The following is a 10,512-nucleotide window of genomic DNA, read 5'->3' as shown; positions in this document are numbered from 1 at the left end:
AGATTGGAGTGAATTTCTACAATCTTTTGCTAAATCTTCAGCTATTCAAAAGGAAAAACAGTTTTGGCTGAATGTTATCAAAGATAAAACCGCTCGATTACCTCTTGATTTCCCTCAAGCTGAGGCGCAAAACTTCGAGTCTTCTGTGAGAACAATCTCGCGGAAATTAACTAAAGCTCAAACAAACGCTCTACTCACCAAAGCAAACAAAGCTTACCGCACCCAACCTCAAGAATTGCTGCTAGCTGCTGTTAGTAAAACTATCAGCAATATAACCAAAGGTCACAACATCCAAATTCTCATGGAAGGGCATGGAAGGGAAGAAATATCCCCAGATTTGGATATCAGTAATACCCTTGGTTGGTTTACAACACTTTATCCTTTGCGTCTTGACTTATCATCAAGTACCGATGAAGGATTTTTTATTAAAGACGTTAAAGAAAAAATTCGTTCTGTTCCGCAAAGGGGTATTGGTTATGGTCTTTTAAAATACCTACAATCCGAACCAATTGCTCTTGACTGTACTCCTGAAATCAGCTTCAACTATCTCGGTCAAGTGCGAGACAGCGGACAAAACAATTTATTTCGCTTGCTAAATGAAGATTCTGGACTTTCACATGACCCAGAAGGGTTGCGTCCTCAATTGATTGAGGTTCTCAGCATTATTGTTGACGGAGAATTACAGGTTAATTGGTTGTACAGTGCTAATTTACATCAAGAAGAAACAGTTTCTCAATGGGCTGATAATTTTCAGGAAAACTTGCTGCAAATACTCAGACATTGCAACGATTCAAATATTTATAAATTCACACATTCAGACTTTCCCTTAGTTCGACTAAATCAATCTTTTTTGGATGTTATTCAAGTCAATTTCCCAAACTTAGCAGATATTTATCCACTTTCCCCTTTGCAAGAAGGGATGCTATTTCACACCCTATACTCTCCAGAAGATGGTGTGTATTTTGAGCAAGTAACTGGTAAAATCACAGGTGATTTAGATGTCCGTGCTTTTGCTAATGCTTGGCAGGTTGTTGTAGACCGACACCCGATTCTTTGCACTGCATTTGTTTGGGAAAACCAAGATATCCCCGTGCAAGTTGTCAGCACTTCTGTGAAATTCCCCATCCAGCAACAAGACTGGCGCAATTTACCCGCCGCACAGCAAGAAGATCAATTCAAACAATATCTTGCCAGAGATAGAAAGAATGGATTTCAACTGGATAAACCACCTTTAATGCGCTTTACAATCATCCAGATGGATGATGTTAGCTGGCGATGGGTTTGGAGTCATCACCATATACTGCTTGACGGCTGGTCGATTCCACTCATTTTTAAAGAGGTACTTGAGGTTTATAAATCGAAACTCCAAGGTGTTGCCCACTCTTTAACTTCAATTCCACCTTACCGCAACTATATTCAATGGCTGGCATCGCGGGATAATCACTCATCTGAGCAATTTTGGCGAGAACAATTCGCAGATTTAGCAAGTCCGACTCCGATATCTTGGGAACTAGAGGATACTGAAGTTCTCCAGGATTTGCCTGATTATCAAGAAGCTGAACTACGTTTGAGTGACAAAGAATTTACCACGTTGCAGCAGATGGCGCAAAACTGCCACTTGACACTCAATACTTTGACTCAAGGCGCTTGGGCGCTGCTGTTGCAAAAATACGGTGCGGGAGAAGACGTGGTTTTTGGTGTAACTGTTTCCGGGCGACCCCCGGAAATTACAGGAGTGGAGAACATGGTTGGGTTGTTTATCAATACCCTCCCCATGCGTGTTGCCTTAGAACCTTCGCTAACTGTTGCGGCTTGGCTAGAAAAGATTCAACAGCATCATGTGCAGATGCGAGAATATGGATATAGCAAACTGACAGATATCCAAAAGGAAATTTCGCTGGCGGCGGGAGAATCGTTATTTGAGAGTATTTTAGTCTTTGAAAATTACCCCGTTGACCAAAGTTTAAAAGAGCAGGGACAGCATTTTCGAGTTGATGATATCCAGTTTTATGAACGAACTAATTACCCCTTAACAGTAGGTGTAATTCCAGATAGGGGACTGCGATTCAAACTGAATTATCAAACAAAATTCCTGTCTGCAACAGCTGCGAAAACTCTGCTGTCACGTCTGCGAAATATTATAATAAATCTGGCTGAACACCCGAATTTGATGTTGGGAAACATCCAGGCTTTATCAGATCGAGAGCGCGATCGCACGATTAATGAAGGGAATGCTAATGCTATTGCTTGGGGAGATTTTCGTACAGCTCATCAGTTATTTGAAGACTGGGCAGATTTACACCCTAATGCTATGGCGTTAGTTTGTGATGATGGTGCAATTTCTTATGGCGAATTAGAAAAACTTACCAATCAATTAGCCGCCACCTTAATATCAACAGGCATTGGCTATGAATCAATTGTAGGTTTATATTTTCACCCTGACCTAGACTTTATTATTGCCCTACTGGCCGTGTTGAAAGCAGGGGCGGCATTTCTCCCCCTCGATCGCAGCTATCCCGAAACGCGGCTGCAATTCATTGTGGAAGATAGCCAAACTTCTCTGATTTTAACAAAAGAAGCCCCGCCGCCAGGATTATTTCCAGCTGATATTAAAGTGATAATTATTGGAGATGAAGAGAAATTATCAATACCTCATGACACTAACCGTCCTAATTTACAAGTTAGACTAGAAAATCTTGCCTACATTATTTACACCTCTGGTTCCACAGGGAAACCGAAAGGCGTTTTAGTGTCTCATGCAGGTATTCAAAATCTGGTACGCAATCAAACTGCGAGTTTTGGTGTCACAGCCGAGAGTCGCGTTTACCAATTTGCTTCTCTGAATTTTGATGCTGCAATTTCTGAGATTTTTATGGCCTTGGGTAGCGGCGCAACTCTATATCTGCAAGAAAAGGCAAATCGTTCTCCTAGTCCTGCTCTTTGGCAAGCATTAACCAATTGGCAAATTACTCATGTTACCCTTCCCCCGTCGCTACTCGCCGCCATTGAACCTACGAATTTACCGCAATTGCAAAACCTGATTGTGGCTGGGGAAGCAGCTTCTGGGGATTTACTTTGCCGCTGGCGTGGAGAGGAACGCCAAGTATTTAACGCCTACGGCCCCACAGAAGCAACAGTCTGCGCCAGCTTGATGAATTGCTCCCATTTACTTGGTGAACCCAGCATTGGCAAAGCGATCGCTAATGTCGATATTTACCTCTTGGACTCTTTTTTAGAACCAGTGCCTTTGGGTGTAATTGGGGAAATCTATATTGGAGGAATCAGTTTAGCACGAGGCTACTTACATCGCCCCAGCTTAACAGCAGAAGCTTTTATTCCCCATCCCTTTGCCAAAACACCGGGAGCTAGACTTTACAAAACAGGCGATCGCGGCGTTTACGACTTGCAAGGAAACATCCGGTTTAAAGGTCGGCAAGATGCTCAGGTAAAATTTAACGGTTATCGGATTGAATTAGGGGAAATTGAAGCTGCTTTAACCAGATACGCCACGGTAGACAGTGCAGTGGTGCTGCTGCGCCAAGATATGCCAGAACGCAAGCGCATAGTAGCTTACGCTCTGACACCCAAGGAAAACCCATCTACTACCAACGAATTACGGGATTATTTGACAGAGGTTTTACCAGCTTATATGATTCCCAGTGCCGTGGTGTTAGTCACACAATGGCCCCTCACTCCCAACGGCAAAATCGATCGCCAAGCCCTTCCCGCACCGGAAATATCAACAACCCCAACCATACCAAAAACTCAAACAGAGGAGATATTAGCCCAAGTCTGGATAGAAGTGTTGGGGCTAGAAACCGTCAATCCCGATGATAATTTCTTCGAGTTGGGGGGAGACTCAATCGTTAGTTTGCGAGTCACCTCTGGCGCCCGTAAAGCTGGATTGGACATTAACCCCAAAGACATTTTTGAAACACAAACCCTGAGAAGACTGGCGGCTGTTGCCAAACCCTTACATCAGCAAGTTGAAAATGCTGAACCGTTAACCGCTAGCATTCCCCTTGCTCCGATTCAGCGTTGGTTCTTTGAACAAAACTTGCCCCACCCGCACCACTGGAACCAAGTAGTAGCCCTGAGTGCCAGCGAACCTCTGAACATCAATGCCCTTGAGATTGCTTTGAAAGCTGTGGTTGCCCATCACGATATTTTGCGATCGCATTTCCGCAAAAATCAGAGCGTCTGGGAACAATCTTACTTCGGCTCTGCAACAAAACCTCCATTACGCATTGAAGACTTTAGCAGCCATCAACCTTGTTACCAACAAGATGTTCTAGAAGTTGTTGTCGAAGAAGAACAAAGAGACTTGAATTTAGAAAGTCCTCCCTTACTGCGAGTTCTCTATATCAAAAACTTAGAAGAGTATGGCAACGTCCTGTTTTTGTTTGGACATCACCTTGTATTTGATGGAGTCTCTTGGCGCATTCTGATTGAGGACTTAACCCTAGCTTATCAACAAGCTGTAATAGGCCAACCTATTTCCTTACCCGCGAAAACCTCCTCTTACAGGCAGTGGGCAACATCTCTGGAAACCCTGGCAAATTCTCCAGAAATCGCCAAAGATATTTTATTTTGGCAAGAAACACTCTCAAGTCCCAGCACTTCATTACCTGTTGATGACTTTGGTAGTAACACCGTAGACAGCTTAAGTGCGGAATCTACCCAAATAACAACAGTCGAAACCCAGGCTCTGCTGAAAGAAGCAACCGCAATTTATCACGCCAGTGTACAAGAAATACTCTTAACCGCACTACTCGATACGCTGACTCAATGGAACGGTTCATCCCATGTACTGATTGATTTGGAAGGGCACGGACGAGAGATACTTGCAAGCGGGCTTGATTTATCAAGAACCGTAGGTTGGTTTACCTCGCTCTACCCCGTTCTTCTCAAGAAACCAAGCAAGAATCCTAACCGAGAAAACATGCTCAAGGAAATGAAAAAACAAATGCGAGCTATTCCCCATCACGGACAAAGCTTTGGCTTGCTACGTTATCTCAGTCAGGAGAAAGCTATCGGCGAAACACTAGCAAATACTAACAAAGCGCAGATTAGTTTTAATTATCTGGGGCAAATTGATAGCCAGCAAAATAGTAACAATCTTTTCAACCTCAGCAATGTTCCCACAGGTTCGGGAATGTTTGGTAAACAAAAACGTCCCCACCTTTTAGCTGTTAACGCTCGCATTCAAAGCGAATGTATGTATGTTGACTGGACATACAGCAAGAATATTCATCACCCTGAAACCATACGCCGCCTTGCAGAAAGCTATCTGCACAACCTCCGCGCTTATCTAAAAGATAATACCGTTTCTGAGGAATTATTCTATACTGCTAGTGACTTTCGTATGGTTGAGATGACAGAAAGCCAACTCGATTCTCTGTTAGCAGATTTGGAAGTATAAAAAAGAGCGTTGCAGAACAGTGGGATTTGGTGAAAGCAGGGGAGGCAGGGGGAATTTTGGAAGTTACCAAATCATCCTGCAACTATGCAACGTCACGATTCATAATTCATAATTGCTAATGACGTTCTCGCAAATCCCGAACGCTGGCTGCACTATCGGTTTAATTACGAATTACGAATTAGTAATTCTTGTTGGACTCTAAATCTAACGTGAGTTCGATAAGTCTTATTTGACCTCTCCCACAACCCCTCTCCGTGTCGGAGAGGGGAGTAAAAAGCTGAATTTTTCGTTGCTCACTCCCTTTCCGTTTCCCAGAGGCAGGCTGGGAGGGAGAAGTTCATCGAACTCATGTAAAATCTAGAAGTGCAGTTATCTTGAGGCACAAACGCAAGGTAGACGCTCAAATCTGCGTTCTACCATTTTTTTGCCTATATTTATATTTCGGACAGGTTTCAGGACTAAAGTCATAAAATTAGATGACTATAGGGAATATCAAGAAAGTGGTTTATTAAATACATTAGTTATAGAATAAATTACTAGAAAACACCTGATGAAATTATCAGCGATCGCAGTTAATAAATTAACTAAAAATAGCCTCATAAATACTGGTATTTTTCAGGCAGGAGTTGAATTAAACTTATGAGAAAATTTCAGCTATTAACACTTCTTCTATGTTCAATCAGTGTGTGTACTGCCTGCAATATGCAGAAGCAAAATCATATCCAAGAGACTTCTGTAGAACCTGCATTAGTAACATCTGTTGTAGCCTTGGGGCGAATTGAACCAGAAGGCGAAGTTATTAAACTCTCAGTACCAAATGCCCAAGATAGCCGCGTCAACAAAATTCTAGTTAAAGAAGGCGACTTTGTAAATGCCAATCAGGTGATTGCAATTCTACAAGGTATTGAGCGTAGAGAAGCAGATTTATCTGATGCACAGACAGATGTGCGGCTAAAACAGGCAGAACTTGCTAAAATACAGCAGGGAGATGCCAAAAAGGCACAACTAGCGATGCAAAGGGCGGCGATCGCCAGCTCAAAAGCCCAACGGATAGGTGAAATTAAGCAGAAAAAAGCAGCGATCGCCAGCACAGAAGCGACTCTCCGTGAAGCCCAACTCACCTATCAACGACGACAAGCGTTAGCAAGTAATGGTGCCATTTCTCGTGCCGATCGAGATTCAGCACAACGCGAGTTGGCAACAACCCAAGCTACTTTAGCTGAACGCAAAGCTGATTTGGAGCAAACCGAAAAAACCCTGCAATCCTCTATAGCCCAAGAACGGGCAAAACTAGCACAATTGCAAGAGGTGCGTCCAGTGGATATTGAAATTGCCCGGGCGCAACTGGATAAAGCTAAGATTGCCGTTAACCAAAGAAAGGCGGATTTAGAAGATGCAAAGGTACGAGTACCTATTGCAGGACAAATTCTGAAAATAAATACGCGTATTGGAGAGCAAGTTAATACCAGTCAGGGCATTGTGGAACTAGCTCAAACTAACCGGATGTATGCGATCGCCGAGATTTCCGAAACTGATATTAACAAAGTCCGTATGGGACAACAAGCTGTGATATCCAGCGAATATGGCGGTTTTACAGGCGAGATTCAGGGCGTTGTCGAACAGATTGGTTTGCAAATTGGCAAGCAAACCCTTCAAGATGCTGACAGCAGCAGTGCCAGCGGTAATGACACTGGTAGTCCCACAACCGATCAAAATGCACGGGTGATTGCTGTTAAAGTTCGCATCACTCCCAAAGATAGTCCTAAGGTCGCTGCACTAACTAACATGCAAGTTCGCGTCAAGCTTGATATTGCCACAAATAACAATGCAGCCAAAGTCCAAGAACAAATACCTCCCTCAGAATAAATAAAGTTGGTTTGCATTCAAATATCTAATTTGTTTGCGGATTTTTTGACTGTGCCAATTTGAGATTTTAGCTTTTAGATTGCAGAAAAAATTTCAAATCCAAAAATTGAGTGAATATTTTGTACTTCCACGGATTGCTTGCCATTAACTAATAATAAAAATCAGGAAAATTCCGATGTTAAAATCTTTGTTTAACCATCTTCAGACTCAGCGTCCTTTAGCGTGGGCGCAGTTATCGCATCAAAAAACTCGTCTTGCTGTTGCAATGGGTGGCATCGCATTTGCCAATGTTCTGATATTTATGCAACTGGGATTTCGCACACTGTTTACTGAAGGTGCTACAACATTACCCGCTAGTTTGAAAGGTGATTTGTTTTTGCTCAATCCTAGTACAGAATTTTTAGGTGCTAATGGATTCGATCGCATTCGTCTTTACCAAGCAGGTGGGATTAAAGGAGTTGCTTCAACGATTCCAGTTTATATAAATCAAAGCACTTGGGCGTACTCCAAAGAACAAACCTCGTTTCAAGCAAGAGTGTTTGCCTTTAATCCCAGTCAAATAGTCTTTAATATCCCAGAAATAAATCAACAGCGTGAAAAATTAAAAATTCCTCACAGCGTCTTGTTTGACCGCCTTGCAAAACCTTCCTTTGGGCCCATTCCTCAATTATTTGCCCAAAAAGGTGAAGTCAAAGCCTTGCTTAAAAATCATCGGATTGCTGTTGTGGGATTGTTTAATCTTGGTAACTCTTTTTTTCTCGGAGAAGGCAACCTGATGATGAGTGAAGATAATTATGCTGATTTGTTTGGAGAGAATGCACTCAATCAGGTCAGTGTGGGGATAATTACCTTGAATCCAGGAACTAATCGAGAAGCAGTGAAGGCTGGGATTGTGGCAAATATTCCTGGTGTCAAGGCATATACTCATGAGGAACTAATTGCCAAGGAGCTACAGTTTCAAAACACGAACCCAACTGGGCCTATTTTCAGCTTTGGTGCGATTATGGGATTTATTGTAGGTGTCGTTATTGTCTATCAAGTTCTCTATGCCGATATCAGTGACCACTTAGCACAGTATGCCACCCTGAAAGCAATGGGTTATTCTGACTTAGCACTGTTGGGGGTGATTTTCCAAGAAGCAGCGATTCTCGGAATCTTAGGCTTCATCCCTGGATTTGTCACTTCATTTGGTATGTACAGCTTTCTGTCTGTAATTACTCGTCTGCAACTGGTAATGAGTCTGAATATTGCTGTCACTGTTTTCATTTTGACAATGTTTATGTGTATTGCTTCCGCTGCAATCACCTCTAACAAACTTCGTTCTGCCGATCCCGCTGATGTGTTTTAGTATTAAATTTTGAATTGCAAATGATAGCTTTAGTATTCAAATCTGAAAACTCACACAAATTTCTTGAAATCAAAAATTTTTTGGTTCAAAAATGGCACTAAAAACTTTTAACTCACAACTCGAAATTTCAAACCAAAAACTCTCTTCTGCGATTATTTCCATTGAGAATCTCAATCAAAGCTTTGGCAAAGGAGACTTACAAAAGCCTGTACTTATAGATATTAATCTAGAAGTTCATCCGGGTGAAATAGTAATTCTTACAGGCCCATCAGGCAGCGGGAAAACTACCTTGCTGACACTGATTGGAGCATTACGTTCTCTACAAGCAGGCAGTTTACAAGTTATTGGGCAAGAATTGAATGGTGCTAGTAAAAAAAAGTTGATTCAGATACGTAGTCAAATTGGCTTTATCTTCCAGGCACATAATTTGCTTCAATGTCTCACAGCTTGGGAAAACGTTTGTATGTCGCTGAAATTACATAAAAATCTCACAGTTAATGAACGCAAAACACGTTCTATAGCAATACTAGAAGCAGTCGGGCTAGGCGAGTATGTGAATTATTACCCAAACAATCTATCTGGCGGACAAAAGCAAAGAGTAGCGATCGCTCGTGCGTTAGTAAGTCAGCCAAAGTTAGTTTTAGCAGATGAACCCACAGCATCTCTAGACAGTCAATCTGGGCGTGATGTAGTGCAAATTATGCAAAGACTAGCAAAGGAACAATATTGCACCATCCTACTTGTTACCCACGATAACCGCATTTTAGATATAGCCGATCGCATTATTCATATGGAAGATGGTCGCCTACTAAACAAGGTAAGTCCTGTTTAGAAAACGGTCAGATATCTCAAAGCTCGTAGTTGCACTGTGTTTGCGTGCATATCAAGTAGAGATTTTTGACTGGAATTCGTCAACCGAATCCACCATAATATCATATCCGGTTAAAGTACTTATCTATCATGAAGACCGCAGAGGGGAGGGTTTTTTGGGCTTTCTACATAAATTTGGGAATCATAACTAATTAGCCGGACATGATATAACTGCATAAGTAAGTTTCACCCACCACTATAGATATGTAGCAAGGTTACGCGATTAACCATTACCAAGTAAATCATCGATCGCTAACAAGCTTTTTGGAATTGCAAGCAAAGCTATCAAATCAATCAGCGAGATTTATCAGTCATTAAAATATATGGAGTATATGGATAAACATTTCTAATAAGACGTGTCAATCATTATGAGAGAAAAAAATCTGCGGTTGGACTTCTCTCTGTTGAACACTCCCAAAAATCAGGGTTTTTTGAGTAATCGCAATTTTGTCAAGTGAACATTTTAACTGAGTTACAAACAGAGGTAGTGGAATTACATAAGTATTGCCAGCAATTAACAGAGGAAAACAGAAAACAAGAACAAGAAACTTTAAAAAACAAAGTTGAATAAGGAGTCCAAAAACTATCAGCTTTGACTGGGCAGATCAATATTTTGGCTGCTGAACTAGAAGCTGAAATTATCAAATTTAAGGAAGTTGCTGTTGAGGTTAATTGCAGCTATCATGCGGTGCAAAAACCGCCAAATTTCACAGAAATGGGATGTGATAAATCAAAGGTTCGTTGGAGACCTTCAAATATATGGCAGGTTGATTATTTAGCCATTCCTACTGTAATTAGACTCGAATCTAAATTTGTTTTAACAGCCAAAACTATTGATATGTTCAAAAAGGAACCAAAAATTGATGTCCAACAAAAGGTTAAAAAAGCAACAGAAAGCCGAGAAGCATTTTTAAAGTGGTTGACAAAGCAACGTCAGGGAAGTTCTGAGTCCTAACAATGAAGTAAAAAAATAATATTCATAAAAGTTAGTGTGCTCGAATATTGG

General features: G+C 41.6%; 5 protein-coding genes. All 5 read left to right on the top strand.

Translation table 11 applies throughout. The features are described 5' to 3' along the window. The coding region (locus RM368_RS27235) for a non-ribosomal peptide synthetase (protein ID WP_322696944.1) at positions 1-5,422 on the top strand (5,422 nt) is incomplete at its 5' end. Positions 5,423-6,124: 702 nt separating this feature from the next. Beyond that, complete coding sequence (locus RM368_RS27230; RefSeq protein WP_322696943.1) at positions 6,125-7,288, top strand: HlyD family efflux transporter periplasmic adaptor subunit; 1,164 nt, start codon at positions 6,125-6,127, stop codon at positions 7,286-7,288. Between the two features lie 175 nt (positions 7,289-7,463). Next, the gene (gene devC / locus RM368_RS27225; protein ID WP_322696942.1) at positions 7,464-8,636 is read left to right on the top strand and encodes an ABC transporter permease DevC; all 1,173 of its coding nucleotides are present in this window, start codon (positions 7,464-7,466) and stop codon (positions 8,634-8,636) included. 91 nt (positions 8,637-8,727) lie between these two features. Next, positions 8,728-9,468, top strand: a complete 741-nt coding sequence (locus tag RM368_RS27220) for a DevA family ABC transporter ATP-binding protein (protein WP_322696941.1) — start codon at positions 8,728-8,730, stop codon at positions 9,466-9,468. A gap of 651 nt (positions 9,469-10,119) precedes the next feature. Continuing rightward, a complete protein-coding gene (locus tag RM368_RS27215) occupies positions 10,120-10,461 on the top strand; it encodes a hypothetical protein (protein WP_322696940.1) in 342 nt (113 codons plus the stop codon). Positions 10,462-10,512: the final 51 nt, after the last annotated feature.

Source organism: Nostoc sp. DedSLP03 (assembly GCF_034530815.1).
Classification (GTDB): Bacteria; Cyanobacteriota; Cyanobacteriia; order Cyanobacteriales; family Nostocaceae; genus Nostoc.
The sequence above is the reverse complement of the archived record's forward strand: the minus strand, read 5'-3'. Positions and strand labels throughout refer to the sequence as shown.

Excerpts from the sequence above, each read along its gene's own strand:
- RM368_RS27220 (WP_322696941.1), top strand. The coding sequence starts at position 8,728 with ATGGCACTAAAAACTTTTAACTCACAACTCGAAATTTCAAACCAAAAA.
- devC (WP_322696942.1), top strand. The coding sequence starts at position 7,464 with ATGTTAAAATCTTTGTTTAACCATCTTCAGACTCAGCGTCCTTTAGCG.
- RM368_RS27230 (WP_322696943.1), top strand. The coding sequence starts at position 6,125 with ATGCAGAAGCAAAATCATATCCAAGAGACTTCTGTAGAACCTGCATTA.